The sequence below is a fragment of the Aminobacter niigataensis genome, assembly GCF_946995915.1.
In the GTDB taxonomy this organism is placed as follows: Bacteria; Pseudomonadota; Alphaproteobacteria; order Rhizobiales; family Rhizobiaceae; genus Aminobacter; species Aminobacter niigataensis.
Window position 1 is genome coordinate 4,712,738 of the sequence record NZ_OX341517.1, and the last position, 23,124, is coordinate 4,735,861.

Below are 23,124 nucleotides of genomic sequence, written 5' to 3' on the forward strand. Positions count from 1 at the left end.
GAATTTAGTCCTGTCATCACAACGAGGAAACCCATGAAGCTCGTCGCCAACTGGCGGGCCGTGCTGCGCCATGCGTGGACGGTTCGACTGCTCGTTCTTGCCTGCCTCCTCACGGCTACAGAGGTGGCCTTGCCGCTGCTCGACGGGCTGCTGCCGGTGCCGCCTGGCGTCTTTGCGCTGCTCAGCGGCCTGACCAGTGCCGGCGCTCTGGCCGCTCGCTTCATTGCCCAACAGAAAATCTCAGGAGATGACCAATGAGCCGATTGAAGAAAGCCGGTGGGGCGCTGACGGCGCTCGGCCTGTTCGTCGCTGCCTTCGTCGGTGGCTGGGAGGGCAAGCGCAATCTTGCCTATCCCGACATCGTCGGAGTGTGGACCGTCTGCTACGGCGAGACCCGCGGGGTGAAGCGCGGCGATCGCTACAGCGACGATGAATGCCTGACGATGCTGGGCGAAGGGGTGGCCGAGTTCGAAACCGGCATGCGCGCCTGCCTGAAGGCACCCGATGCCATTCCGCCGAAGCCGTACGCGATGTTCCTGTCGCTGTCCTACAACATCGGCACTGGGGCCTTTTGCCGGTCGACTGTGGCCCGGCGCGCCAACGCCGGCGATATCCGCGGCGCCTGCAATGCGATTGCCCTGTTCAACCGGGCCGGCGGCAAAGTGATCAAAGGGCTGGTGAACCGCCGCGCCGCCGAGCAGCGGGTCTGCCTGGAGGGGATCTGATGATCTACCTCCGTCTCGGCGGCCTAGCGGTTTTCCTTGGCGTTGTGGGCCTGGCACTCTGGTATCGCGGCGAGGCGATCAGCGCAACGGCCGCCGCGATGCAGGCCAAGGCTGATCTCGCCACTGCGATCGATGCCAACAAGGCGCAGCAGCAGGCCATCGCTGAGCTCGAGCATCAGCTCAAAGTCAACGACCAGATTGTCGCCGGCTTAGCCTCCCGCCTTGCATCCATACGAACCGAGCTTCTCGCCGACCGCGAGGAAGTCGCCGACCTGAAGGACCGTGACAATGATGTTCGCACGTATCTCAACTCTCCTGTGCCTGACGCTTTGCGCAGCGTGCTCGACAAGCGAACCCAACGTGCTGGTGATCACCAGGACGGTAAAACAGCGCCTGCCGTGGGATCTCGTGAAGCCTTGCCCTAAGCCGCTGGACAAGAGTGCGGCCACGACCGGCGTTATCGTCGAGCGGGTGCAACATGCTGAAGCGGCGCTGGCTTCGTGCTCGGCCCAGGTCGACGGTGTCCGGAAGTGGAATGAGGGTCGGAGCGAAGCGACCCGTGGCGAGGGCGCAGTGAAATGACGTTCGATTTCACCATCAACATTGGCACGATGGTTACATTGATCGTGGGCTTCGGAGCGGGCATTGCAGCCTGGGTCACTGCGCTAAATCGGATTTCCGGCCATGACGCAAAACTGTCCGAGGACGCAGTGGCGCTGGCGAAAGCTCATGAGGCCCACAAACTGCTGTCGGAGCGGGTCGAGTCCATACGCGCGAAGAGCGCCCAGGAGTTGGCCGACTTCAAGCTCGAGGTCGCCAAGAACTACGCGACGAACTCCGCCATCAGGGAGGTCGAAGAGCGAATTGTGGTTGCTATCGATCGGTTGGGGGACCGGCTCGACAAGATTATTGACCGACAAGATCATCCACCGGGTCGTCGCACCGCTTAGAAACACGATACATCGCACGCTCGCAGAAGCCCCGCAGGGACGCATAGGGTTTTTCTATCTTGGCTACAACTCACTGTTGTCGATTAGCAACGAGAGGCCATCATTTTGCTCGCCCAAAGCGAGTATTGGCTGGATATTTGCCGGCGACTCTATATTTGTTGAGCAACATGAATCCGGGGTCTACCGATTGAAAAATTTTATTCTTGCATTTACCTTCCTCCTTTCTGTTGCTGGCAGCGCGGTCGCTGCCGATGCCGTAGTCACCGAGGCGGCACCTGACGTAGTGCCTGCAGGCTTTGTTTGGACCGGTGGCTATGTTGGTTTGCAGGCTGGCTACGCTTGGGGTGACACTTCCGTCTCGTTCCCGAGTAGCGCAATTTACTTTTCAAAACCGGATGCAGACGGATTTATTGGCGGTATCTATGCAGGCTACAACCATCAGTTGCCGAACAATCTGGTGTTGGGTGTTGAAGCCGACATCAATTATTCGAACGCCGATGGCGTCGACTTCCTGTCTAGAGTCGGCTTCCCTCCCGCGTTGAACGAAGAATGGCAATCGGAAATCAAGTGGACAGCCGCTCTGCGAGCGCGTGTTGGTTACTCGCTTGATCGAACCTTGTTGTACGTCGCGGTTGGCGTTGCACTTGCTGATTTAGAAGTCGGCGTCTATGACTGGGGCGTGTTGCGCGACGAAGTTTCCGACACCCTTACAGGGTGGACGGTTGGCGTAGGTGCTGAACACGCGTTCACCGACAATCTCGTTGCCCGTCTTGAGTACCGCTATTCCGACTTCGGAACGGCTTCGTACGATGAGCTTGAGGCGACTGTTCCGGCGGGCGTGGACAGTCGAATCCATGACGTCCGGGTAGGACTTGCTTACAAGTTCTAAGCAGCACTGCCGGCATAAGTTGAGCCCCGCTGCCGAAAGGTGGCGGGGCTTTTTTGCATTTACACCGGGAACTGAGGCCGGACCTGTCGGGTTATGAGCATGCCCGATTCGAGGTGGGCTACGTGGCCTTACCCTTTCAGCCACGTTTTGAGGTGAAAGCCTGCCGTTTCACAACCGGCAGGCTTTCACATATCTGGGGGAACCATCTGCTCGCTGTTGAATTGTGATGCCGGAGCGCCAGGCAACGACCCGAACCGTCAGGCGCTCTTGCATGGGGCCTGCCGTGAACCCTCCCGGCAGGCCTTTCATTTACCGGCACAAGCTATTTCACGCCAGGCGCTTGATGCGACCTTTGTCGATACGGAAAACTCCGTTCGTGCCACCTTGCCGTCCGAAGTCGGTTTGAAGGTCATCCCAGAGGCCTAAAAACTGGCCGCAATCAGAACAGGTGATTGCCGTGTCGGGACCTGCATCATCAGGGATTCTCAATCTGACGGTGGCGCAGAACGGGCATTCCAGTTGGTGATTGAGATAACCATCGGACATCGCAAAGCTCCCTCATTTCGTCCCACCGCTAGCGCGAGCAAGGCACAACCATGCGATGTGGGAGTATAGGACAATTGGAGATTTTTTCCAGTTTGTCGTCAGGCGGGACCGAAATGAGGCAAGCCGTTTATGCGACGGAGCGAAGCCACGTCTGCCTTCGCTCAGAGTAGAAAGCTGTCGGTGGGAACCGTTGGAGCACGCCCAAGTTAATCTGCCATTGCGACACCGGCGATGGAGGCGTTCATGACGTCATTGAAAAAGGAGAGGCGAGCGCAAATCATGCGCCCTATCGCTTCAGACGACCTTCTAAAGCTCCAGAGTCTCGCTGCCCGTGTCTGCGATGAGATCGGCGCAAACCGTAGCTCCCTGAAGGGCGCCCTTATTTTGGATACATTGGTTGCAATGTATCGCGCCGGAGTGCGCGATGAACGGTTACTGCTCACCTGTGTCTCGAAGCGTATGCCTGCAAAGCAAAGCGGGATTTTGAACAACCCTAAATCGCGTTCGCGGCTCTCCCGCGTTCGGTCAAAGGAATGCGAAAATGGTCGAGGAATCGAGCGATCCTAAAAAAGTCGAAGACTTTGTGATCCGGCGCTTGATGAAAGAAGGCCAGATCACTGAAGAGCAAGCTCGGAAGCTCGTTGCTAATCTCGGACATCAGTGGGCGTCCCTTTTAAGGGAAGCCCGGTTCTTGGCGAAGAAGCGCTAGCCAGATGCGGCACCGCAGCCCGCACCTGAGCGTTCTCAGGTGGTCGGAGTGGTGACCTACTGTCCGCCGAAGGGTGGGCCTTTTTATCGTTTAGAGGTTCTGCCACATCAGCCAGATAGCTGCCGCATTGGCGCCAGCCGCAACGGCCAATCCTATAAAGGAGCGATGCCAGATCGCGAAGGCCCCGATTGCCATTGCGGCAAGAGAGAAAATCACGGGGTTCATGAGCGCCTCGCCGTCTGCCACTTGCGCGGCCTGCCGGGAACTTTCGGGCGTGGAAGGCGTGGTGTGCGGCTTAGCGCTTCAGATTGCGCCGAAGCTTTTTGACTTCTTCGCGGGTGGCTGTGTCGGGAAGATTTCCGCCAGCGTCTGGATTAGGCGCCGGATCCTCCCTTGTGTCCCTGGCCGGCTTGTCGCTGGGGTCAGTGGGCATTGGTACGCTATCCGGCTTCGCTGTTTTGGTCATGGCGCTTACCTCCGTTTTTTAATCAACCTCCCGCTCTCAACGATGGTTCCAAGGCTTGTTCGTCGGCTGCCAAGAGTTGATCTAGGGCGAGAGGAACCAGTCCTTCTGCGAAGCGTTGGCGCATCTGAACCACCACTCAGACAGGAGCGAGGCATGAAAAACCTGATCGAAAGCGATAAAGTCATTGGCACGGAAGTCTATGGCCCTGATGAGGCTCATATCGGCGAAGTAAAGCGATTGGTGCTTGAGAAAGTCGGCGGCCGAGTGGCTCATGCTGTGCTGGGGTTCGGCGGCTTCCTAGGGATGGGCGAGGATTATTATCCCGTGCCGTGGAGCAAGCTCACCTACAATGAAAACCTTGGGGGCTTCCAGATCGATATCACTAAAGATGAGCTTGGAGAGGCACCCCGATACGATGCCGACACCGAATACGATTGGTCAGACGACAACAATCGGCGGATCTATGACTACTACGGAGCAAGGCCTTATTGGTGACTATCCGACCTAGCGAAAGTCTTGAGATCGATCTCTCTTGCCCCGCTGGCCTCGGCTGGCGGGGTTTTGCGTTAGGGCGGCAATATCACTTTCTAGAAAAGGTGAAGCGCCCCGGAACCAAAGCGCCTATTCTGAGTTCTGAGAATGCACAGCACCATGGCCGTTCGTCCTTTCGGCTATGATCCCGGATTTAGAAGGCCCGCCTGCGCAACGCGCGGCGGGCCTCTTTTTAATGCGGCGCCAACACTTCAGTCACCGTCGCATGCCGAAGCTTCTCTTCGCCGCGCAGGTGCCTAACCATGACCTTCAAGACAGGGTGCACCGGCGCAGCACCTTTGTCGCCGGCAGCTATCGGGGTAGCGAAGTGACTTGTGTGCAAGAACTCCAGCGCCTGCCATAACTCGTCGCGCTGTGCCTGGGGGATGGCTGGAATGGCACGCCCGACATAGCGCAGGCTAGCGTCGGTTTCCTCGGCCAGCAGCAGTGACGGCGCCGCGCCCCGCTTACGCTCGTAGCCGATCACGACGAACTCCCCGGTGATGTAAGCTTTGGTCTTCAACCAGTCCTTGCTGTCACCGCCGCGGTAGATGCTTGCCTTGCGCTTCGATACGATGCCCTCGAGGTCCAGTTTCTCGACCTCGGCAAAGAACTTGGCACCCGACCCGTCGAACGACTGTGGTGTAGACGCCGGAGCGGATCAGGCGCCGCTCCATGTTCTCGCCTACGCCAGGGATATCGGAAAGCTTGAGGCCAAACAGAGGTGCCGGCAGATCTTCTGGCCTCCAGATCATTACGCCGTTGCCGTAGATTGCCCCTGCCCGTTTTCCCTCCTTGCACGCCATCTTGGCGAGCTGCCGATTCGCGGCGAAGCCTACCGATGAGGTGATGACGGTGCCGACGTTGTCCGCCAATGTGGTCTTGAGCCTGGCGGCCAGCTCCTGGGGATCACGACGGCCATCGCCATCGAGGCAGCAGGTCAGCTCGTCGATTGACTTCACGGCATCGATCGGGATGACGGACTGGATCTCCGACAGCAAGGCGTTATGGGCGCGGCGATAGAGATCAGGCTTCTGCGGGACCAGGACGATATCGGGGCAGAGCTGCCGCGCCTCGGCGACGGGCATCACGTTCTTGACCCCGAATGCCTTGGCCTCACGCGAACACGCGATGACACATGTCCTGTCGGTCCCATCAAACGGCACAACACCCACTGGTCGACCTCGCAGGCGACGGTCGGCCTGCTGCTCGACACTGGCAAAGAAGCCATCGAAATCGAGATACATGCGCTCGATGGTCTCCGGTTTCCGCAAGGCATAGTTCTCCCGTGGCGCGGAAAGACGCGCAAATTCGATGTGTGAAAGGGTTTTGATCGGCATCAACGCGCCGATGTTCTACAAATGTTCCTGCCGCAAAAAAGAGTCAAGCGAAAAGGAATGTTGTCCTAGCGTCACTCGCACCAAGGCTGGCGTTTGCCGGTAAGAGGCAGCCGATTTCGGTCTGCGGCCCGTCAATTCGAAAGTCATCAAGCCCCACCTCTGTTGGCCTATGAGGCGGTGGCGCTGAAAATCAGGAAGCTCGTCGCGATGAAAAATCCGAAGGGTTCCAGTGTGGAAAGAAGAATAGATTTTACACTAAGTATTTTTTTGCAAAGGAAGGATAACAGCTTCTAGGTCATTTCTGTGCGGCTCGTCGCACAAGCAGAGCCAGCGTTCCGGCCCAGCCATCCGACGCCAAAGTTCATCGACAATTTGAGTGCGGTGTGCGACCTTGGGAGTGTTCTTTTCGACACTTTCTCGTTCGTTCAAAACGACATGCGAATGAGCGTCCTCACCGTTCTCCGGTACCAGCTCGACAAAAACGTCGTACACCTTGTCTGAAGCCGCCTTTGCATCAATAACGCTAAGGTCGTAGTAGCCTAGATAGTGGGTTGCTTCCACAATGGGTTCCGGGTCACGCCCGAGTTTGCCTGCTTTTCGTGCGTTGTTGTTAGCCGCCTGTCGACAGCCAAAATCGTGCACATCAGCGTTCTCAGGCAGCAAGCCGCGCCAACCAACTGAGACGGCATACTGGCCCTTGTTATCTTTGCGAAAGTAGATCAGCTGCGTGTGATCGAATGCTGTCGCGGGCCCATCCTTGGGTACAAACTGCGGAAAAATCGCGCAACGCGCTACGGTCTGATCGTCACCCAGTAACTCGTTCGCTTCCGCCAACATGGTCCCCCGCCAGCCTCAACACGCCCACTATCGCAGCTTCATCGAGCTGTGCATGACCGACGATCCCCCGCTCGTCGGGAGTGGATCGGATGAAAGATGCTCCACCGTCTCCAACGCTGAGATAATACTTCGCTTCCCCGCGCTCCCAACTGAAAACGACAGACTCGGAGTCGTGCGAAGACACCTTGGGTGCGTCCAGGTCGAACATGTAGAGCAATGAAAGCGCATGCTCGCCCTCAGCCTTAGCGACGGGACCAACATAGAAATCTTCATCGTCCGGCAACGAGGCCAATATCTGCAGGGCTCCGAGCACGTTCATATATTCGGCTCGTCGAATGACATCTAACGTGTCGCCAACGCGACTTGTGCCCTGCTCAAGGATTTCTCTCACGCATTGCACAGGAAGAGGCGTGCTATCTGTGGTGGACAACGGTACTGCAAGAGCGGTAGCGATCATCATGGACGTTGCTGCGGTCGCGCCACCGGCGAGGACAACTCGCGAACCTGTCCAGGAATAGAAATCAACGAAAGGGGTAGCGCCGGTCACCTTAAATCTCCAGCGCGCTCGAACTTGAGCGCTTCAAACGCGATCGCAGATATACGATCAAACACTTTTTCCAACTCCGCCGGCTGTCTTAGGGTAGTCAGCGGCACCGTATTAATATCCAGAATATAGGTCATATATGTGCTTCGTGCTATAGGTGGCGCCGCGCCAAAGTCTGGTATTCCGCCAAGATGCCCACCACCCATAACCTGGTGCAATTGCGTCGTTTCAGCTTGCCAGCGAAGCACTCGATTATATGTTACCCCATCGAATTCTACTCGGCGATTTATCGAGAATGACAGGTCCGCAGCGCCTGTTAAGTCTGCCTCCATGCCAAGCAGTTCAGTGAATGCTGCGCCGACTTCATCCTCAGAGGCAACCTTCTTTGCTGCCTTTATGACAATCGACTGTCGAAAAGCCGCGCCAATAAGGCCCGAAATGGCCTTCGCCTTCTCGACATAACGAGTTACGACCGCGTTGCTCTCGAACCGTGCCGTATCTGACCCAACCATAGCGTCCGCGGGCGTGACTGTCAGATCAACACGGCCGGGCGCAATCTGAATTCGTATGTCGGCATCATCAATTCGAGACGCAGCCAGGGATACTGGAACGGGAGCGGCAGGCGGTTTGAACCGCTGCACATGGTCCGGCTCGGAACCGGTAATGCCATGTAACAGGACGTCTACCGCATGGGGTGGTTCTCCAGATGTGAACCACACGAACTGGAGCGAGTGAATCTCGTCAAAAACCGGCAAGGCCACCCCCTGATGCCAATTGCGCCCAGTAGCCCATAATACATCCTTAGAGCCATGGCAAATCGCCCTGCGGCCTCATTTCGCCACATCTTGGCCGAGATGTTGTTTGTCACGTGTGTTCGGCCATGAACGACAGCGTCGGGACCTCTTTCTGTTTTACAGATCGGAACTAACCCATTGATTTCTAACATGCCTGTTTGAGGCTGTTTTACGCGCAAGTAGCTGAAATCTTTCAGTCCAAGCTAGCTTCCCAAGCTGAACGCGCGGGTTCGATTCCCGCTACCCGCTCCAGGATTTCAGACGAAACAGGCCGGGCGCTCGATCGACGCCCGGCCTGTTCGCATTTCCGGGCGTCAGTCTTGTGCGCCGTAGATGTCGAAATCGAAATATTTGGCGTTGATCTTGGCGTAGGTGCCGTCCTTGACGATGGCGTCGATGGCGGCGTTCAGCTTCTCGCGCAACGGGTCGCCCTTGCGCACGGCGATGCCGGTCAACGAGTCGGTGCCGTCGAGATCGCCGATCATCTTGCAGCAGTCCTGTCCGGTGGTCTTGATCCAGTCGACCAGCACGAACTTGTCGGCGACGACGGCGTCGAGACGGCCGTTGGTCAGGTCGGCGACGGCCTCGTCCTGCGTCGGATAAAGCTTCACCTCGGCGCCTACCTTGGCATAATGGTCCTCGGCATAGATGCTCTGGGTCGTCGAAGCCTGCGCACCGACGGTCTTGCCCTTCAGTGCGTCCGGTTCCGCCGAGGTCAGGGCGGAATCCTTCGGCGCAATCAGCGCCAGGGGCGTGGTGTAGTACTTGTTGGTGAAATCGACCTGCTGCTTGCGCTCGTCGGTGATCGTCATCGAGGCGACGATGGCGTCGAACTTGCGGCCCTGGAGCGCCGGGATGATGCCGTCCCAATCCTGGGCGACGATTTCGCACTCGACCTTCATCTGGGCGCACAGCGCATTGGCGATGTCGACGTCGAAGCCGGCCAGCTTGCCGTCTGCGGTCACGGTGTTGAAGGGCGGATATGCGCCCTCGGTACCAATCTTGAGCTTCTCCTGTGCCGAAGCTCCGCCAAGGGTCAACAAGAGCGCTGCGAGCGAGGCTGCGCAAGCGAACTTCCGGGTAATCTGCATGATCCTCTCCATTTGACGGGCACTCTTTCCGAGCGTCCCGCCTCCAGCCAAGCACAACGGCCGTAAATGGACAAGCAAACCAAAGGCTATGCTGCGGTGACCGAAGGTCAACCCATGCGGAAATGCTTGGAGAGTTTCAGGCCCTGCGCCTGGTAGTTGGAGCCGAGGTCGGTGCCGTAGAGCGCCTTGGGGCGCGACAGCATGTGCTCGTAGACCAGGCGGCCGACGACCTGGCCGTGCTCCAGGATGAAGGGCACTTCGTGGCTGCGCACTTCGAGCACGGCGCGGCTGCCGGTGCCGCCGGCACTGGAATGGCCGAAGCCGGGATCGAAGAAGCCGGCATAATGGACGCGGAATTCGCCGACCAGCGGATCGAAGGGCGTCATCTCGGCGGCATAGAGCGGCGGCACATGCACCGCCTCGCGCGACACCAGGATGTAGAACTCGTCGGGGTCGAGCACCAGTTCGCCGGCACCGTGGTCGTAGATCGGCTCCCAGAAATCGACGACGTCCTGGGCGGCGCGCTTGTCGACGTCGACAAGGCCGGTGTGGTGCTTGCCGCGATAGCCGACGATGCTGCCCGGCTTGCCGGCGAGATCGATGGAAAGTGCTATGCCGCCACCCGAAATGTTGGGTGGATCCATGGCGACAAGCCGGTCGGACAGATGCAGCGCGTGCAGTTCTGCCTCCGACAGCAGGGCATTGCCCTTGCGGAAACGGATCTGCGACAGGCGCGAGCCCTTGCGCACGACGATCGGGAAGGTGCGCGGGCTGACTTCGAGATAGAGCGGGCCGGTATAGCCGGCGGGGATCTTGTCGAACTCCTGGCCACGGTCGGTCATCACGCGGGTGAAGATGTCGAGGCGGCCGGTCGAGCTCTTGGGGTTGGCCGAGGCCGAGATTTCGGCCGGCAGGGCCAGGCTTTCGAGCAGCGGCACGATGTAGACGCAACCGGTCTCCAGCACCGCACCGTCGCTAAGGTCGATCTCATGCAGCTTGAGGCGGTCGAGCTTGGCCGAGACCAGCGAATTGGGACCGGGCAGGAAGCTGGCGCGAACGCGAAAAGCCTTGGCGCCGAGGCGCAGATCGAGGCTGGCCGGCTGGATCTGGTCGGCATCGAGCGGCGGCGCCTTGAGCGCACCCGAGGCAAACAGTGCCGCGATATCCTGATCCGGAAGAATGCCCGACTGCCGCATTTGCCTCACTCCTTTACAGCGCCGCCGATCCGAACGGACAGCCGAGGATCGCTGGACCCAGGACCTCGTCAAGGGTCATATGCGTGGCCCAAGACGTTTAGTCGGCCCCGCGATTGACGCAAGCCAGCCATGGGTCTAAAGGACCTTTATCCCGTGGTGATTTGGCCGGTCGGCTTGCAGCCACGTTAAACAAGTCGCTAAAGGGCCGCGTTTGGACCGGTTTGCGACTTTTCGCGACCGGTTTTTTTGTATCTGGATTTTGGCTCATGACCTCCGACAAGCAGCGCAACTGGAACCCGCAGACCACCCTAGTTCACGGCGGAACGCTCCGCTCCGAATTCGGCGAAACCTCCGAGGCGATCTACCTCACCCAGGGCTATGTCTATGACAGCGCCGAAAGTGCCGAGGCACGCTTCAAGGGCGAGACCCCCGGTTTCATCTATTCGCGCTATGCCAACCCGACCGTCGACATGTTCGAAAAGCGCATGTGCATGCTGGAAGGCGCGGAAGACGCCCGCGCCACGGCATCCGGCATGGCCGCTGTCGCCGCCGCCATCCTGTGCAGCCTGAAGGCCGGCGACCACATCGTCGCCGCCCGCGCCCTGTTCGGCTCGTGCCGCTGGATCGTCGAGACCCTGGCACCACGCTATGGTATCGAGGCGACGCTGGTCGACGGCACCGTCATCGAGAACTGGGAAAAGGCCGTCCAGCCCAACACCAAGCTGTTCTTCCTGGAAAGCCCGACCAACCCGACGCTCGAAGTGATCGACATCGAGGCGGTCGCAGCACTCGCCAATTCCATCGGCGCCCGTGTCGTCGTCGACAATGTCTTCGCCACGCCGATGCAGCAGAAGCCGCTCGAACTCGGCGCCCACATCGTCGTCTATTCGGCCACCAAGCACATCGACGGCCAGGGCCGCTGCCTCGGCGGCGTCATCCTCTCCGACAAGAAGTGGATCGACGAGAACCTGCACGACTATTTCCGCCATACCGGCCCGAGCCTGTCGCCGTTCAATGCCTGGACGCTGCTCAAGGGCCTGGAGACGCTGCCGCTGCGCGTGCGCCAGCAGACCGAGACTGCCGGCAAGATCGCCGACGTCCTCGCAGAGCGGCCGGAAGTGTCGCGCCTGATCTATCCGGGCCGTGCCGACCACCCGCAGGCCGACATCATCAAGCGGCAGATGAAGGGCGGCTCGACGCTGATCTGCTTCGACGTCAAGGGCGGCAAGAAGGCGGCCTTCGCCTTCGAAAACGCGCTGCGCATCATCCTGATCTCGAACAATCTCGGCGACTCCAAGAGCCTGATCACGCATCCGGCGACGACGACGCACAAGAACCTGACCGACGAGGCGCGCGCCGAACTCGGCATCGACGACGGCACGCTGCGCCTGTCGGTCGGCCTCGAAGACGCCGACGACCTGCTCAACGACATCGGCGATGCGCTGAAGGCAGCCCGCTGAACGAGTGCTGCGCTCCGCAAGGCGGGGCGCAGTCCGTACTTCACGGCTAATGCCGCGAGGCGTCGGCAGGGTGAAATCCGCCACACCCGCATCACAATCAGCGTGAATGCGTCAAACGAGAGTTGACCCGCCGCGCCAAGCGGCCGACCCTGTCGTCGTGCAGGCCAAGGAGCGCAGCATATGTATCGCGCGGTCACCCGCAACATCGCGGTCGAGGTCGAGCCGTTTTACCTGGAGGACCGGTCCGAGCCCTCGGAGAACCGGTATGTCTGGGGTTATCGCGTGACGATCGAGAACAATTCGGACGAATTCGTCCAGCTGTTGTCGCGCTACTGGCATATCACCGATGCCAGCGGCAAGGTCGAGGAGGTCAGGGGCCCGGGCGTGGTCGGCGACCAGCCCGAACTCAATCCCGGCGACAGCTACCAGTACGCTTCAGGCTGCCCGCTCTCGACACCATCGGGCATCATGGTCGGGCGCTACACCATGCGCAACGAAGCCGGCGAGACGTTCGAAATCGCCATCCCCGCCTTCTCGCTCGACCTTCCCGACGCCCGGCACAGGCTGAACTGACCGGCTATTGGGCCGGTGCGAACTCGGCCGGGTCGAACTCGTATGACTTGGAGCAAAATTCACAGGCCACCCGGATGACGCCGTCCTCGACGCTGTCGTTGATCTCCTCGGCCGTGAAGCCTTGCAGGATGCCCTTGATCTTCTGGCTCGAGCACGAGCATTCATCGACAACGCGCACGCCTTCATAGACGCGCGCGCCGTGCTCGTGAAACAGCCGGTACAGCAGCCTTTCGGTGCCTACAGTCGGGTCGATCAGTTCGGTCGGCTCGATGGTGGCAACCAGCGCCAGCAATTCCTGCCAGGAATTGTCGTCGGGATGCACGCTGACGTCGCGCTCGTCGCCGTCGCCGCCATGCATGTCCTGGATGCGCCGGCGCTCCGGCGAATCCGGAAGGAACTGGGCCAGAAGGCCGCCGGCGCGCCAATGTTCGCGCGGGCCGCCCTCGGCGGGCAGGACGAGCTTTGCCACGGACAGGCGCACGTCGGTCGGGATCTGCTCCGACTGGCGGAAATAGGCACGGGCCGCCTCTTCGAGCGTAATGCCGTTGAGCTCGACGATGCCCTGATAGCGCTGGGTGTGCTCGCCCTGGTCGATGGTCAGCGCCAGAACGCCGCTGCCGAGCAGGTCCTCGGGCGCGGTCATGCCGGCCTCGATCGCCGCATCGACGCGGTCGGCGTCGAAGCGCGCATAGGCGCGCAGCGAATGCGGCGTGGTGAAGTCGGCAACCAGCATGTCCACCGGCCCGTCGGTGCGGGTCTGCAGGATGAACTTGCCCTCGAACTTCAGCGAGGTACCGAGCAGAACGGTCACCACGCAGGCCTCGGCAAGAAGCCGGGCCACGGGCTCCGGATAGTCGTGCCGCTCGAGAATCTGGTCGAGCAGCGGCCCAAGCTGCACGGTGCGGCCGCGCACGTCGAGCGGCTCCACCGCGAATGGAACAACATGGTCGTCGCCGGCGAATCCGAATTCGCCGAGCTTGCGTTCGGTCTCAGTCACTGGAACTCATCCCGTATAAACAATTCCGCGACCAATCGGCCCTCCGACGGTCGCAGAACATGGCTTTGATGACAATAGATTGATCCCGCCCCAGATAGGGTCGCGGGATCAGTCATTCAAGCGCCCAGGCACCAGGCGAGCACCGCCTTCTGGGCGTGGAGCCGGTTTTCCGCCTCGTCGAAGACCACCGAATGCGGGCCGTCGATCACCTCGTCGGTCACTTCCTCGCCGCGATGGGCGGGCAGGCAGTGCATGAACAATGCGTCGGGCTTGGCGAGCTTCATCAGGTCGGCATTGACCTGGTACGGCAGGAAGACATTGTGGCCGCGCGCGCGGTGCTCCTGCCCCATCGAAACCCAGCAGTCGGTGACAATGGCGTCGACGCCGCGAACCGCGTCCTCGGCCGAGCGCGTCAGCATCACCTTGCCGCCGTTGGCGCCTGCCCAGTCGATGTACTTCTGCTCCGGCTCGCTGCCTTCCGGCACCGCCACGTTGACGTTGAAGCTGAAACGGGCCGAGGCCTCGAGCAGTGAATGCAGCACGTTGTTGCCGTCGCCGGTCCAGGCAAAGGTCTTGCCGCCCACCGGGCCGCGATGTTCCTCGAAGGTCAGGATATCGGCCATCAGCTGACACGGATGGGTGTCGTCGGTCAGGCCGTTGATGACGGGGATGGTGGCGTTTTCGGTCAGCTCGATCAGCCGCTCATGCGCCGTCGTGCGGATCATGATCGCGTCGACATAACGCGACAGCACCTTGGCGGTGTCGGCGATCGACTCCGAGCGGCCGAGCTGCATTTCGGTGCCGGTCAGCATGATGGTCTCGCCGCCGAGCTGGCGCATGCCGACATCGAACGAGATGCGCGTGCGCGTCGACGGCTTGTCGAAGATCATCGCCAGCACCTTGCCCTCGAGGGGCTTGGATCGTTCGCCAGCTTTCAGCCGCGCCTTTCGCGCAGCCGCATCGTCCAGAATCCCGCGAAGGTCGCTCCCGGAAAGTGCCGAGAGGTCGGTGAAATGACGAATTCCGCTGGTCATGTAACGTCCTTGGTTTACCCGCCGTTGGCGGCGGCCTTGGAGAGGCTGGCAGCTCCGGCGCGAATGCGCGCCAGCGCCTCTTGGATCTCTGCGTCGGTGGTCGTCAGCGGCGGCAGAAGACGCAGCACATTTTCGCCTGCCGGCACCGCGAGCAGCTTCTGGTCGCGCAGCGCCATGTTCACCTTGGTATTGGGCATGGTGCATTTGACGCCAAGCATCAGCCCTGTGCCGCGGATTTCCGAGATCACATCGGGGAACTCGTCGGCGACCGCAGCAAGGCCCTGCTTCATCAGCAACGCCTTGCGGCTGACCTCTTCGAGGAAGCCTTCTTCGAGCAGCACGTCAAGCACGGCGTTGCCGACCGCCATGGCAAGCGGATTGCCACCGAAGGTGGTGCCGTGCACGCCAGCCGTCATGCCCTTTGCCGCCTCTTCGGTGGCAAGGCAGGCGCCGACCGGGAAGCCGCCGCCGATACCCTTGGCAATCGCCATCAGGTCCGGCGATACACCCGCCCACTCATAGGCGTAGAGCTTGCCCGTCCGGCCGACGCCGCACTGGACTTCATCAAAAATGAGCAGCAGGCCATGCTTGTCGCACAGCTGGCGCAGGCGCTTCAGCGACTGCGTGGGGAACGGACGGATACCGCCCTCGCCCTGCACCGGCTCGAGCAGGATCGCCGCCGTCTCGGGGCCGATCAGCTTCTCGGCGGCATCGATGTCGTCGAAGGCGACCTGGTCGAAACCCTCGACCTTCGGGCCGAAACCTTCGAGATACTTCGCCTGTCCGCCGGCGGCGATGGTTGCCAGCGTGCGGCCGTGGAACGCGCCCTCGAAAGTGATGACGCGGAACCGCTCGGGATGGCCGTTCACATACTGGTAGCGGCGCGCGGTCTTGATCGCGCACTCAAGCGCTTCCGCGCCCGAGTTGGTGAAGAACACGCGGTCGGCAAACGAAGTTTCGGCCAGCCGCTCGCCCAGCCGGCTCTGGCCGGGGATCTGGTAGAGGTTGGAGACGTGCCACAACTTGGCGGCCTGCTCGGTCAGCGCTGCAACAAGATGCGGATGGCTGTGGCCCAACGAATTGACAGCAATGCCACCAGCGAAATCGAGATATCGCTCGCCGGTCTCGGTGATCAGCCAAGAACCCTCGCCTCGCTCGAAAGCCAGGGGTACGCGAGCAAACGTCTCGTAAAGCGCCGATCCGCTCATTATATGCCTCTCCGGAACCGGAAAATCAAAAAGCCGCCTCAGCGGCGGCCCTGCGGGCTATATCAGGTTTTTCGGCCACAAAGTCAACGAAAACGTCGCATAGACGCGTGCGTTCCATCTCTCCCCGGCCGCTGCAGCGAGGTCGAACTCGGCAAGTTGGGGAAAACCGTAAAAACCGAATCGTGAAGACCCCTGGGACTCTTGTCACAGAGTCAGCGCATCGATAACTGTAATTGAGAAATAACTAGATTTCGTGCGGCGGACATATCCATCGAATAGATGTGGTGCCCACCCGGCTTGCCGGGGCGGAAAAGGATTCCGGATTCTGCGCGTTAAATCAGGAGCACGGTCTCATGAATTGGACTGACGAGCGGGTCGAACTTCTCAGAAAGCTTTGGTCGGAAGGTCTGAGCGCAAGCCAGATCGCGGCACAATTGGGCGGCGTCAGCCGCAATGCCGTCATCGGCAAGGTTCACCGGCTGAAGCTGTCGAGCCGCGGCCGCGCGACGGCAGCCCCGGCGCGCCAGAAGAAGACGACCACGGCGACCACCGCGACCAAGACGGTGCAGCGCACGGCAACCGTGACACGCACGGTTACCGCCAGCATCGGCGCCACCGCGCTCCAGGCGCAGTTCGACGTCGAGCCGGTTGCCCGCCATTATCTCCGCCCGGTGGAAAACGTCGTCGTGCCGATCTCCCGCCGGCTCCAGCTGGTGCAGCTCAACGAGCGCACCTGCAAGTGGCCGAACGGCGACCCGCTGAGCGAAGACTTCAACTTCTGCGGCAACGAAGCCGGCGAGAGCGGCCCCTATTGCGGCTATCACTCGAAGATCGCCTTCCAGCCGGCTTCCGAGCGCCGCAGGTCGCGGTGAGCGAATAGCGAATAGCGAATAGCGAATAGCGAATAGAACAAGTTTCAGGGCTTCGGGGCGTCAAGGCGACCCGAGGCCCTTTTTCTATTCGCTACTCCCTATTCGCTATTCGCTCTTCTTTCACAGCCAACCGTTCTTCTTGAAGCGCCAATAGAGCACCGAGCAGATCGTTGCGATGGCGACAAGCACGGTGGGATAGCCGTAACTGAACTGCAACTCCGGCATGTCGGCGAAGTTCATGCCGTAGATGCCCGCAAGAGCGGTCGGAACGGCGAGGATGGCCGCCCAGGAGGCGAGCTTCTTGGCAATCGCCGTTTCCTGGCTCTGGCCGACGAGAAGGCTCGCCTCGAAGGCGAAGGCCAGCACCTCGCGCAAATTGTCGACCTTCTCCAGCACGGTGCGGATGTGATCGGTGACGTCCCGAAACAGCGGATGCATGGCCGGGCGCAACTGCGGCAGGTCGGCGCTGGTGAGCCTGCGGCAGACCTCGACCAGCGGCCCGGCGGCATTGCGCAGGCGCAAGAGGTCGCGGCGCAGCATGTAGAGCCGCTCGATGTCCTTTGATGTCATCGGCCGCGCCAAGACGCCGTCCTCGATGCGGTCGACCTCTTCCTCGATCTGCTCGAGCACCGGCATGTAGTTGTCGACGATGAAGTCGAGGATGGCATAGAGGATGAAGTCCTCGCCCTTGGCGAGCGCGCTGGGGCAACTCTCCCAGTGCTGGCGCACGGCAGCATAGGACGTCGATACGCCGTGGCGGACGCTGACGATGTAGCCCTTGCCGACAAACATGTGCGTTTCGCCGAAGTTCACCCGCCCCTCGACCAGCTGCGCCGTGCGCGCGACGATGAACAGCGCGTCGCCATACTGCTCGATCTTCGGCCGCTGGTGCGGATGCTCGGCATCCTCGATGGCGAGGTCGTGGAGGTGGAACTGCTGCTGCACGCGCAAGAGCAGTTCGCGGCTGGGTTCGAGCAGGCCGATCCAGACGACGTGCCCTTCCCTTGCAGCCCAGTCGCCAGCCTCCTCGATGGCGATGTCGGCGATGCGACGCCCGCCAAGATAGACGCTGGAGGCGACGACCCCGTCCTCCAGTTCAGCGCTCTTGTCGAACTTCCTGGCAAATTCGGTCATGCTGCACCCCTGCGAGGCCGCCTGATCACGTTCCTAGTCTAGACCTTCCGCACGCCGGGAAGAAGGGCCTGCCTCAGCCGGACTTGCCATCGTCGGTGAGCGTCACGCCGTGGCTCTTGTCTTCCTTGGGCCGTTCCGGCGGCATCTGCTCGCCGGTGACGATGTAGTAGATCGTCTCGGCGATGTTGGTGGCATGGTCGCCGATGCGCTCGATGTTCTTGGCCACGAACAGAAGGTGCGTGCAGGGCGTGATGTTGCGCGGATCTTCCATCATGTAGGTCAGGAGCTCGCGGAACAGCGAGGTGTACATGGCGTCGATCTGCTCGTCGCGGTCGCGCACAATGCCTATGCGCTCGACCGAGCGCGACGCGTAGACGTCGAGCACGTCCTTGAGCTGGGTCAGCGCCAGTTCGGCCAGCGCCTCCAGGCCGCGGAACAGGCTGTTCGGTTGCCGGCCCTCGGCCACCGCTGCCACACGCTTGGCGATGTTCTTGCCGAGGTCGCCGACGCGTTCGAGATCGGCCGAGATGCGGATCGCGCCGATGATCTCGCGCAGGTCGGTCGCCATCGGCTGGCGCCGGGCGATGACCAGGATCGCCTTGTCGTCGATCTCGCGCTCGGCCTCGTCGAGCAGCAGATCGTCCTGGACGACCTTCTGGGCCAGGGTGTGGTCGGCATTGACGAGCGCGTTGATCGCCTGATCGACCATGCGCTCGGCCTGCCCGCCCATCGCAGCAATTTTCCTCGCCAGAAATTGCAGTTCTTCGTCATAGGCCCGGACAGTGTGTTGCGTAAGCATCGGCGAACTTCCTGGAATGTGCGCGGAATCGTGATCCTGAATCCGCACTCATAGGCTAACGACATGACGGAAAAAAGAAATGGGCAAGGATCGCAACTTGCGAGTTGCCGCAGGGCCTGCAGGAAGCAGGCAGATCGTCGTTCAGGCAACGGGGAAATGGACAGTGAAGGCCGAGCCCTCGCCCAGCTTCGAGCGGATCGACAGGCGCGCGCCATGCCTGGTCAGGATATGCTTGACGATCGAGAGGCCCAGCCCCGTGCCTTTGTGGGCGCGGCTCGTCTCGACGTCGACCCGGTAGAAGCGCTCGGTCACGCGCGGAATATGTTCGTCCGGAATGCCGGGGCCGAAATCGCGGACCGTCACCTCGATCTCCGGCTCGCCACCTTCCGTGGACCGCCTCATCGACATCACCACCCGGCCACCCGACTGGCCATATTTGCAGGCATTTTCCAGAAGGTTCTGGAACACCTGGAACAGCTCGTCGCGGTCGCCGTGAACCTCGAGCGGACCTTCGGCGAAATCACGCTCGATCACCACGCCGGTCCCGGCCGCCAGCGGCGCAAGCGAGTCGATGACCGCCTCGACTGTCTGGCGCAGGTCGACGCGCACACCGGGCTTGAGATAGGGCTTCATTTCCAGCCGCGACAGCGAAAGCAAGTCGTCGATCAGGCGCGCCATGCGCCCGGTCTGGTTCTGCATAATCTGCAGGAACTGGTCGCGTGCGTTGGGATCGTTGCGGGCCGGTCCGCGCAGCGTCTCGACGAAACCGGCGATGGAGGCCAGCGGCGTGCGCAGTTCATGGCTGGCATTGGCGATGAAGTCGGCGCGCATGCGGTCGATCCGGCGCGCCTCGCTCTGATCCTTGAAGGCAAGCACGAAAAGGCCGGTACCGCGGCCAACCGCCGAAGCCGTGACGCGATAGACGCGCTCGAACGGCACCCGCTCGACATAGTCGGCCGTCTGCGCCGTTCCCTCGCCGCCAAGTACCGCCTCGATCAGCGCCTGCATCTCGGGAGCGCGGAATTTCAGCAGCACGGGCAGTGGGGGCCTGATGGCGCCGAAGGCGGTTTCAGCCGCCTCGTTGGCGTGGACCACGGTGCCGTCTCGGCCGAAGATGATCAGCGGCTCGGCGACCGCCGCGGCGAGTTTTTCGCCCGACAGCCTGTCGAGCGGCGAGCGTTCGACGCGGGCGCTCGCTTCAGCCATGCGACGGGCAGCCGGGGTGCGCGGTGCTATGAGCGCGACCAGCACGAGCGCGACGATAGTTGCGGCAGTGAACCCACCCGAGGCTCCCCCAAAAAGGCGGACGGCAAGGACGGCAAGGATCGCCGCGGCAAGCATCCAGCGGTTCTGGTAGAGCCGACCGGCGGTAAGCTTCGCCGTGCGCCTCGTCCTCGTCTGGGTGCTGGTCTCAGCCATACGAACTTTTCCGCGGCGACGCGCGCCCTCAAGAAGCCTCTGGACCGCTTCCTAGCCACCCAATAGCATGACTTGCCAAGCTGGAAAGGTGCCGTGACCATGAAAAAAGACAAGGAAAGCAAGAAGGCCGAAGCCGGCCATGCGGCTCCGACCGCGGATGCGGCACCGAAAGCCGGCCCGGTCGAGATCAAGATCGGCAAGGACGAGCGCACCTTCGACATCAACGACCCCAACCTTCCCGACTGGATCGACAAGAAGGCGCTCAAATCAGGCAACTACCCCTACGACGACAAGCTGCCGCAAAAGGAATACGAGCAGACGCTCGAGCATTTGCAGGTCGAACTGGTCAAGCTGCAGGCCTGGCTGCAGGCCACCGGCAAGCGCGTGCTGGTGTTGTTCGAGGGGCGCGACGCGGCCGGCAAGGGCGGCACCATCTCTGCGGTGCGCGAATACATGAACCCGCGCACGGCGCGCAACGTCGCGCTGACAAAGCCCACCGAGACCGAACGCGGCCAATGGTACTTCCAGCGCTATGTCGCACAGTTCCCGACGGCCGGCGAATTCGTCACCTTCGACCGCTCCTGGTACAACCGGGCGGGCGTCGAGCCGGTGATGGGTTTCTGCACCCCCGAACAGCACCGGCAGTTTCTCGACGAGACGCCCCATTTCGAACAGATGATCGTCAACGAAGGCATCCACTTCTTCAAGTTCTGGCTCGACATCAGCCAGGAGATGCAGCTCAAGCGCTTCCACGACAGGCGCCACAGTGCGCTGAAAGGCTGGAAGTTCTCGCCGATGGACATCGCCGGCATCAGCAAGTGGGACGACTACACCAGGGCGGTCGAACTGATGGTCGACAAGACCCACACCAAACACGCGCCATGGATCGTCGTGCAGGCCAACGACAAGCGGCGCGGACGGATCGCCGTCATCCGCCACATCCTGCGCGCGCTGGCCTATGACGGCCGCGACCTCGACGAGGTCGGTCGGCCCGACGGCAAGATCATCGCCGAGGGCCTGAAATTCCTGAAGGATTGAAGCTCAGAACGCACGAGCCTTGCGATGCGGCGTCTTCGCCCAATGGTGCGGACGCCGCCAGAGCTCGTAGAGCGCGCACCATGCCGCCCATGACAGCATCGTCCAATAGACCGGCGTGAACAGGCACAGCTTCCAGAAGCCGCGCCGGTCCCTGGGCTTGAGCACCAGCCAGCCGAGGAACAGGAAGGCGCCATAGCCGAGCAGGATGCTGATGACGTCGAAGGCGACGAGATAGGACTGCCACAGGCTCATCGGCACGTCGAACAGCACCTGTACGGCTAGGCCCAGCAGCATCGCGATCAGCACCAGATGCAGCAGCGACGACAGCACCATGCCGGCAAACAGGATCTGCGTGACGACGAAAGAAACGAGCGGCAGTTCAGAGGCCAAGGCGCTTGGCTCGCGCATATGCACCAGCCAGGTCTGTATCCAGCCCTTGAACCAGCGGACGCGCTGATTGTGCCACGCGACAAGGTCCTCGGGGCCATCCTCGCGGGTCGCGCAGGACAGCGTTTCGCAGCGGTAGCCATGGCGGGCCAGACGCAGCGCGAGGTCGGCGTCCTCGGTGACGTTGTAGGGGTCCCAGCCACCGACCTCGTCGAGCACTTCGCGACGGAAGTGGTTCGATGTGCCGCCCAGCGGCAGCATGATCCGGTTGTGGGCGAGCCAGGGCAGCAGGCCGCGAAACAGCGCCGCATATTCGAAGCCGAACATGTTGGCGATCAGGCCGGCACGCCGGTTTGCGATTTCGAGCGGCGCCTGCAGGCACGCCAGTTCGCGACCGGATGCCTCGAAGCGCCGCCAGGCCTCTGCGAGTTGCATCGGGTGAGGCCTGTCTTCGGCGTCGTAGAGCACGACCAGTTCACCGCGCGCCAGCGGCAGGGCATAGGACAGGGCCTTGGGCTTGGTGCGTGGCAGCGATGGCGGCACCAGCACGACTTCGACGCAGGCGCGCAAAGGGTGGGCCCTGATCGCCGTGATGGTCTCTGTATCGTCCGCCTCGCACACCAGCTTGATCTCGATCTTGCTGCGCGGCCACTGCAGCATGCCGAGCCCGACGAGCAGGTCGGGCACCACGTCGGCCTCGCGGTAGAGTGCAACCAGCACCGAATAAACCGGCAGGTCGGGCGAAAGCGGCAGCGAGATCGGCATCTGCACAACGGGCGGACGCGCGATCGCGGCGATGGCGCGCAATGCGGAGCAGGCGATGAAAAAGGAAACCAGCAACAGGTGCAGGGCAAAAAGTGCCAGCATCGGCACGGTGGCGACGGCGAAAGGCAACAACACCGTCAGCATGCCGAGGCTGTAGGTCTGCCACGGCCAGAACACGTTGCGTGCCGAACAGTCGGGCCTGTTGTCGTGGAGATTGCCCACCGCAAATCGCGTCAGCATCGGGCGAGAGCGCTCCAGCAAGGCTTCCCGCAGTTGCGATGGTGCCGCCACCTTGATGCGCAGCCGGAGATCCGGGCTGGCTTGGCAACGCTGCTTCAGCAGGCGCCAGCCCGCCTGGTCCGGCGCAACAATCCCCGTGTGGCGTCCCGGTGCCTCGCACAGTCTGGCATATATTGCCCGGCCGGTGCGGTGGAATTGCGCCCAACAGGCCTCGTCGGTCATCAGCAAGCCGTTGCGGATCGATCGAGGTCAGGCATTCGATCCCGATCTCGTCGGCCATCGCCGCAAAAAAGGCCTGCTCCGAGACCTCGCCGGATGCCAGCAATTCCGTCTGGAAGGTCGTGCCATGGAAGGCCGCGCGCGAAGCGAATGCGAGGCGTTTTGCGAGCGGAAGTCCGAGCCGATCAAGTGCCGGCTGCAACTCCGGCAAGTTCGCCAGCGCAAGTTCGTAGACACCGAGGCTGTTGTCGTTGGCTTCTGTAAGGAAAGTCTGTTCGGGAGAGCCGACAGAAAAAGAGGGGCGGATGGCTGCGTGACTGGAGTCCGTCGCAACCATCACGCACCCACGGCCTGCGAGCCG

The 23,124-nt window shown here is 61.5% G+C and carries 28 protein-coding genes and 1 riboswitch; of the genes, 12 read left to right on the forward strand and 16 right to left on the reverse strand.

What is annotated here, in order from left to right; genetic code table 11:
- Window positions 1-33: 33 nt before the first annotated feature.
- Genes O1Y97_RS23115 through O1Y97_RS23135 form a run of 6 tightly spaced genes read left to right on the forward strand, consistent with a single transcriptional unit; the run spans window position 34 to window position 2,564 of the window.
- Complete coding sequence (locus tag O1Y97_RS23115; protein ID WP_318762531.1) at window positions 34-258, forward strand: DUF7940 domain-containing protein; 225 nt, start codon at window positions 34-36, stop codon at window positions 256-258.
- Entirely contained in the window at window positions 255-725 is a 471-nt protein-coding gene (locus O1Y97_RS23120) for a lysozyme (protein WP_318762532.1), read from the forward strand. The genes O1Y97_RS23115 and O1Y97_RS23120 overlap by 4 nt, the downstream gene beginning before the upstream one ends.
- Window positions 725-1,150, forward strand: coding sequence for a hypothetical protein (locus tag O1Y97_RS23125; RefSeq protein WP_318762533.1), 426 nt, complete (start codon window positions 725-727; stop codon window positions 1,148-1,150). The genes O1Y97_RS23120 and O1Y97_RS23125 overlap by 1 nt, the downstream gene beginning before the upstream one ends.
- Window positions 1,092-1,307: an Rz1-like lysis system protein LysC gene (lysC, locus tag O1Y97_RS26295; RefSeq protein WP_404801293.1), complete on the forward strand. Its 216-nt coding sequence runs from the start codon at window positions 1,092-1,094 to the stop codon at window positions 1,305-1,307. The genes O1Y97_RS23125 and lysC overlap by 59 nt, the downstream gene beginning before the upstream one ends.
- The gene (locus tag O1Y97_RS23130) at window positions 1,304-1,675 is read left to right on the forward strand and encodes a hypothetical protein (protein WP_318762534.1); all 372 of its coding nucleotides are present in this window, start codon (window positions 1,304-1,306) and stop codon (window positions 1,673-1,675) included. Before lysC ends, O1Y97_RS23130 begins: the two co-directional genes overlap by 4 nt.
- Window positions 1,635-2,564 (forward strand): outer membrane protein, encoded by a 930-nt coding sequence (locus O1Y97_RS23135; RefSeq protein WP_318762535.1) that lies wholly within the window; start codon window positions 1,635-1,637, stop codon window positions 2,562-2,564. Before O1Y97_RS23130 ends, O1Y97_RS23135 begins: the two co-directional genes overlap by 41 nt.
- Before the next feature lie 327 nt (window positions 2,565-2,891).
- Here the strand turns inward: O1Y97_RS23135 and O1Y97_RS23140 are convergent, their stop codons facing one another.
- Window positions 2,892-3,110 (reverse strand): hypothetical protein, encoded by a 219-nt coding sequence (locus tag O1Y97_RS23140; RefSeq protein WP_318762536.1) that lies wholly within the window; start codon window positions 3,108-3,110, stop codon window positions 2,892-2,894.
- Window positions 3,111-3,651: 541 nt separating this feature from the next.
- Between O1Y97_RS23140 and O1Y97_RS23145 the strand changes: the two genes are divergently transcribed.
- Window positions 3,652-3,819 carry a hypothetical protein gene (locus O1Y97_RS23145; RefSeq protein WP_318762537.1) on the forward strand — a complete coding sequence of 56 codons (168 nt, stop codon included), beginning with the start codon at window positions 3,652-3,654 and terminating at the stop codon, window positions 3,817-3,819.
- A gap of 90 nt (window positions 3,820-3,909) precedes the next feature.
- On the opposite strand, the gene O1Y97_RS23150 is transcribed toward O1Y97_RS23145, so the two are convergent.
- Window positions 3,910-4,044, reverse strand: a complete 135-nt coding sequence (locus O1Y97_RS23150) for a hypothetical protein (RefSeq protein ID WP_318762538.1) — start codon at window positions 4,042-4,044, stop codon at window positions 3,910-3,912.
- A gap of 394 nt (window positions 4,045-4,438) precedes the next feature.
- On the opposite strand from O1Y97_RS23150, the gene O1Y97_RS23155 reads away from it, so the two are divergent.
- Complete coding sequence (locus tag O1Y97_RS23155) at window positions 4,439-4,780, forward strand: PRC-barrel domain-containing protein (protein ID WP_318762539.1); 342 nt, start codon at window positions 4,439-4,441, stop codon at window positions 4,778-4,780.
- Between the two features lie 229 nt (window positions 4,781-5,009).
- Here O1Y97_RS23155 and O1Y97_RS23160 read toward each other — a convergent pair whose 3' ends face one another.
- The 7 genes from O1Y97_RS23160 to O1Y97_RS23190 form a co-directional block, all read right to left on the reverse strand.
- Complete coding sequence (locus O1Y97_RS23160) at window positions 5,010-5,339, reverse strand: hypothetical protein (protein WP_318762540.1); 330 nt, start codon at window positions 5,337-5,339, stop codon at window positions 5,010-5,012.
- A 13-nt stretch (window positions 5,340-5,352) separates the two neighbouring features.
- Window positions 5,353-6,156: a Y-family DNA polymerase gene (locus O1Y97_RS23165; RefSeq protein WP_318762541.1), complete on the reverse strand. Its 804-nt coding sequence runs from the start codon at window positions 6,154-6,156 to the stop codon at window positions 5,353-5,355.
- Window positions 6,157-6,411: 255 nt separating this feature from the next.
- Window positions 6,412-6,993 (reverse strand): hypothetical protein, encoded by a 582-nt coding sequence (locus O1Y97_RS23170; RefSeq protein WP_318762542.1) that lies wholly within the window; start codon window positions 6,991-6,993, stop codon window positions 6,412-6,414.
- Entirely contained in the window at window positions 6,962-7,540 is a 579-nt protein-coding gene (locus O1Y97_RS23175) for a hypothetical protein (RefSeq protein WP_318762543.1), read from the reverse strand. The genes O1Y97_RS23170 and O1Y97_RS23175 overlap by 32 nt, the downstream gene beginning before the upstream one ends.
- A complete protein-coding gene (locus O1Y97_RS23180) occupies window positions 7,537-8,292 on the reverse strand; it encodes a hypothetical protein (RefSeq protein ID WP_318762544.1) in 756 nt (251 codons plus the stop codon). Before O1Y97_RS23180 ends, O1Y97_RS23175 begins: the two co-directional genes overlap by 4 nt.
- 353 nt (window positions 8,293-8,645) lie before the next feature.
- On the reverse strand, window positions 8,646-9,422 hold the full coding sequence (locus O1Y97_RS23185) for an ABC transporter substrate-binding protein (protein ID WP_318762545.1): 777 nt from the start codon (window positions 9,420-9,422) through the stop codon (window positions 8,646-8,648).
- A 107-nt stretch (window positions 9,423-9,529) separates the two neighbouring features.
- Window positions 9,530-10,618, reverse strand: coding sequence for a 2'-deoxycytidine 5'-triphosphate deaminase (locus tag O1Y97_RS23190; RefSeq protein WP_318762546.1), 1,089 nt, complete (start codon window positions 10,616-10,618; stop codon window positions 9,530-9,532).
- A 143-nt stretch (window positions 10,619-10,761) separates the two neighbouring features.
- A riboswitch (SAM riboswitch) is annotated at window positions 10,762-10,839 on the forward strand.
- A gap of 45 nt (window positions 10,840-10,884) precedes the next feature.
- Between O1Y97_RS23190 and O1Y97_RS23195 the strand changes: the two genes are divergently transcribed.
- Window positions 10,885-12,078: an O-succinylhomoserine sulfhydrylase gene (locus O1Y97_RS23195; RefSeq protein ID WP_318762547.1), complete on the forward strand. Its 1,194-nt coding sequence runs from the start codon at window positions 10,885-10,887 to the stop codon at window positions 12,076-12,078.
- A 180-nt stretch (window positions 12,079-12,258) separates the two neighbouring features.
- Window positions 12,259-12,651 (forward strand): Co2+/Mg2+ efflux protein ApaG, encoded by a 393-nt coding sequence (apaG, locus tag O1Y97_RS23200; RefSeq protein ID WP_183264045.1) that lies wholly within the window; start codon window positions 12,259-12,261, stop codon window positions 12,649-12,651.
- 4 nt (window positions 12,652-12,655) lie between these two features.
- Here the strand turns inward: apaG and O1Y97_RS23205 are convergent, their stop codons facing one another.
- The 3 genes from O1Y97_RS23205 to O1Y97_RS23215 all read right to left on the reverse strand — a co-directional run bounded on the left by O1Y97_RS23205 (window position 12,656) and on the right by O1Y97_RS23215 (window position 15,890).
- Window positions 12,656-13,648 carry an Hsp33 family molecular chaperone gene (locus O1Y97_RS23205; RefSeq protein WP_108609348.1) on the reverse strand — a complete coding sequence of 331 codons (993 nt, stop codon included), beginning with the start codon at window positions 13,646-13,648 and terminating at the stop codon, window positions 12,656-12,658.
- 116 nt (window positions 13,649-13,764) lie between these two features.
- Window positions 13,765-14,682 carry an ornithine carbamoyltransferase gene (argF, locus tag O1Y97_RS23210; protein ID WP_318762548.1) on the reverse strand — a complete coding sequence of 306 codons (918 nt, stop codon included), beginning with the start codon at window positions 14,680-14,682 and terminating at the stop codon, window positions 13,765-13,767.
- Window positions 14,683-14,696: 14 nt separating this feature from the next.
- Window positions 14,697-15,890, reverse strand: coding sequence for an aspartate aminotransferase family protein (locus O1Y97_RS23215; RefSeq protein ID WP_108609350.1), 1,194 nt, complete (start codon window positions 15,888-15,890; stop codon window positions 14,697-14,699).
- Between the two features lie 353 nt (window positions 15,891-16,243).
- On the opposite strand from O1Y97_RS23215, the gene O1Y97_RS23220 reads away from it, so the two are divergent.
- Window positions 16,244-16,762 carry a GcrA family cell cycle regulator gene (locus O1Y97_RS23220; RefSeq protein WP_108609351.1) on the forward strand — a complete coding sequence of 173 codons (519 nt, stop codon included), beginning with the start codon at window positions 16,244-16,246 and terminating at the stop codon, window positions 16,760-16,762.
- 120 nt (window positions 16,763-16,882) lie between these two features.
- Here the strand turns inward: O1Y97_RS23220 and O1Y97_RS23225 are convergent, their stop codons facing one another.
- The 3 genes from O1Y97_RS23225 to O1Y97_RS23235 form a co-directional block, all read right to left on the reverse strand.
- Window positions 16,883-17,896 (reverse strand): magnesium and cobalt transport protein CorA, encoded by a 1,014-nt coding sequence (locus O1Y97_RS23225; protein WP_108609352.1) that lies wholly within the window; start codon window positions 17,894-17,896, stop codon window positions 16,883-16,885.
- Window positions 17,897-17,969: 73 nt separating this feature from the next.
- Complete coding sequence (phoU, locus tag O1Y97_RS23230) at window positions 17,970-18,695, reverse strand: phosphate signaling complex protein PhoU (protein ID WP_108609353.1); 726 nt, start codon at window positions 18,693-18,695, stop codon at window positions 17,970-17,972.
- 141 nt (window positions 18,696-18,836) lie between these two features.
- Window positions 18,837-20,114, reverse strand: coding sequence for an ATP-binding protein (locus O1Y97_RS23235; protein ID WP_318762549.1), 1,278 nt, complete (start codon window positions 20,112-20,114; stop codon window positions 18,837-18,839).
- Between the two features lie 99 nt (window positions 20,115-20,213).
- Here O1Y97_RS23235 and ppk2 point away from each other — a divergent pair, with 99 nt between their 5' ends.
- Entirely contained in the window at window positions 20,214-21,152 is a 939-nt protein-coding gene (ppk2, locus tag O1Y97_RS23240) for a polyphosphate kinase 2 (RefSeq protein WP_318764263.1), read from the forward strand.
- A gap of 3 nt (window positions 21,153-21,155) precedes the next feature.
- Here ppk2 and O1Y97_RS23245 read toward each other — a convergent pair whose 3' ends face one another.
- A complete protein-coding gene (locus O1Y97_RS23245; RefSeq protein ID WP_318762550.1) occupies window positions 21,156-22,766 on the reverse strand; it encodes a glycosyltransferase family 2 protein in 1,611 nt (536 codons plus the stop codon).
- Window positions 22,767-23,124: the final 358 nt, after the last annotated feature.

Bases quoted from the DNA above. Each gene is read 5' to 3' on its own strand.
- O1Y97_RS23190 (WP_318762546.1), bottom strand. From the start codon at position 10,618: ATGCGGCAGTCGGGCATTCTTCCGGATCAGGATATCGCGGCACTGTTT.
- O1Y97_RS23145 (WP_318762537.1), top strand. From the start codon at position 3,652: ATGGTCGAGGAATCGAGCGATCCTAAAAAAGTCGAAGACTTTGTGATC.
- O1Y97_RS23130 (WP_318762534.1), top strand. From the start codon at position 1,304: ATGACGTTCGATTTCACCATCAACATTGGCACGATGGTTACATTGATC.
- O1Y97_RS23120 (WP_318762532.1), top strand. From the start codon at position 255: ATGAGCCGATTGAAGAAAGCCGGTGGGGCGCTGACGGCGCTCGGCCTG.
- O1Y97_RS23245 (WP_318762550.1), bottom strand. From the start codon at position 22,766: ATGACCGACGAGGCCTGTTGGGCGCAATTCCACCGCACCGGCCGGGCA.
- O1Y97_RS23165 (WP_318762541.1), bottom strand. From the start codon at position 6,156: ATGCCGATCAAAACCCTTTCACACATCGAATTTGCGCGTCTTTCCGCG.
- O1Y97_RS23215 (WP_108609350.1), bottom strand. From the start codon at position 15,890: ATGAGCGGATCGGCGCTTTACGAGACGTTTGCTCGCGTACCCCTGGCT.
- O1Y97_RS23140 (WP_318762536.1), bottom strand. From the start codon at position 3,110: ATGTCCGATGGTTATCTCAATCACCAACTGGAATGCCCGTTCTGCGCC.
- O1Y97_RS23155 (WP_318762539.1), top strand. From the start codon at position 4,439: ATGAAAAACCTGATCGAAAGCGATAAAGTCATTGGCACGGAAGTCTAT.
- argF (WP_318762548.1), bottom strand. From the start codon at position 14,682: ATGACCAGCGGAATTCGTCATTTCACCGACCTCTCGGCACTTTCCGGG.
- O1Y97_RS23185 (WP_318762545.1), bottom strand. From the start codon at position 9,422: ATGCAGATTACCCGGAAGTTCGCTTGCGCAGCCTCGCTCGCAGCGCTC.
- O1Y97_RS23225 (WP_108609352.1), bottom strand. From the start codon at position 17,896: ATGACCGAATTTGCCAGGAAGTTCGACAAGAGCGCTGAACTGGAGGAC.
- O1Y97_RS23235 (WP_318762549.1), bottom strand. From the start codon at position 20,114: ATGGCTGAGACCAGCACCCAGACGAGGACGAGGCGCACGGCGAAGCTT.
- O1Y97_RS23150 (WP_318762538.1), bottom strand. From the start codon at position 4,044: ATGAACCCCGTGATTTTCTCTCTTGCCGCAATGGCAATCGGGGCCTTC.
- O1Y97_RS23220 (WP_108609351.1), top strand. From the start codon at position 16,244: ATGAATTGGACTGACGAGCGGGTCGAACTTCTCAGAAAGCTTTGGTCG.
- apaG (WP_183264045.1), top strand. From the start codon at position 12,259: ATGTATCGCGCGGTCACCCGCAACATCGCGGTCGAGGTCGAGCCGTTT.
- phoU (WP_108609353.1), bottom strand. From the start codon at position 18,695: ATGCTTACGCAACACACTGTCCGGGCCTATGACGAAGAACTGCAATTT.
- ppk2 (WP_318764263.1), top strand. From the start codon at position 20,214: ATGAAAAAAGACAAGGAAAGCAAGAAGGCCGAAGCCGGCCATGCGGCT.
- O1Y97_RS23195 (WP_318762547.1), top strand. From the start codon at position 10,885: ATGACCTCCGACAAGCAGCGCAACTGGAACCCGCAGACCACCCTAGTT.
- O1Y97_RS23115 (WP_318762531.1), top strand. From the start codon at position 34: ATGAAGCTCGTCGCCAACTGGCGGGCCGTGCTGCGCCATGCGTGGACG.
- O1Y97_RS23125 (WP_318762533.1), top strand. From the start codon at position 725: ATGATCTACCTCCGTCTCGGCGGCCTAGCGGTTTTCCTTGGCGTTGTG.
- O1Y97_RS23170 (WP_318762542.1), bottom strand. From the start codon at position 6,993: ATGTTGGCGGAAGCGAACGAGTTACTGGGTGACGATCAGACCGTAGCG.